Here is a 1151-nt window from a genome sequence, read left to right as displayed (position 1 = left end):
ATGGCGATTTTGGGGTTGAGTTTAGGCTGAGAAAGGATTCTTTGGAGAGGCAGTTGAGCGAAGGAGCGACTGCCATTTCCTGCCTTGAGAGCTACTTTGGCGCGGTGCCTGATCCACGCGCGCCCAACGCCACGCACCGGCTTGGCGACCTGATCGTGATGATGATCGCAGCAAGCCTGTGCGGCGCCAGCAATGCGACGGAATTTGCCCTGTTCGCGCAGGAGCGCAAGCAGGCGCTGTCGCGGCTGATCGACTATGACGCAGCTCCCAGCCACGACACCTTCTCGCGGCTGCTGCGTCTGCTCGACCCGGAGGCCTTTGGTCGCGCCTTTGCTGCCTTTGCCGCAGCTTTCGCCCGAGCCAGCCGAGAGACGCCCGAGGTGGTGTCGCTTGACGGCAAGGCTTTGCGGCGAGCCTACGAGAAGGGCTTGGCAGCCAGTCCGCCGTTGACGGTGTCGGCCTTCGCCGCCGAGACCCGGCTGTGCCTGGCGGCAGTCTCGCCGAGCGATGGTGAGAACGAAGTCGAGGCCGCGCTCAAAGTCGTCGAACTCATTGATCTTACGGGCAGATTGGTCACCGCCGACGCGCTCCACTGCCACACCCGCATGGCTGCGGCCATTACCCAAAGAGGTGGCGATTACCTGCTTGCGCTGAAGGGCAACCGTCGTCATTGGCTGCGCCGTGCCAACCTGCAACTGGCCGACGCCACCCCTTCCATTGCCGAGCGGACCGAGACCAGCCACGGCCGCAACGAGTGGCGGCAGGCCGAGATCGTGGCGGCGGCCGAGCCGCTGATGCCCGGCCACCGGGCCTTCATCCGCATCACCAGCCGACGCGATCAGGCCAAGCCGTTGATGCGCCTGTTCATGGCCTCCACGCTCATGTCGCCGCAGCGGGCGCTCGACCTCACTAGAGCTCATTGGCAGATCGAGAACGGCCTGCATTGGATGCTCGATGTCCATCTCGATGAGGATCTCAGCCGTGCCCGCAAGGACAATGCCCCCGCCAACACGGCCCTTCTCAATCGCCTCGCCAGAAACATCCTTCAGGCCGCCGATGCTGCCAAAGTTCCCATCAGCCATCGCATCAAGAAATGCGCCTGGAACGACGACTATCTCATCAATGCCATCACTCATATGCGATAGCCCTGC

Annotated in this window: 1 protein-coding gene; it reads left to right on the top strand. The window is 63.2% G+C overall.

The genetic code is table 11. The features are described from left to right. Positions 1–53 precede the first annotated feature (53 nt). Positions 54–1145, top strand: a complete 1092-nt coding sequence (locus NKH59_RS33355) for an ISAs1 family transposase (RefSeq protein ID WP_353024482.1) — start codon at positions 54–56, stop codon at positions 1143–1145. Positions 1146–1151: the final 6 nt, after the last annotated feature.

The sequence above is a fragment of the Mesorhizobium sp. M0998 genome (assembly GCF_040318885.1).
Taxonomy (GTDB): Bacteria; Pseudomonadota; Alphaproteobacteria; order Rhizobiales; family Rhizobiaceae; genus Mesorhizobium.
Note: the sequence above shows the minus strand (reverse complement) of the source record. Positions and strands in the feature narration are given on the sequence as shown.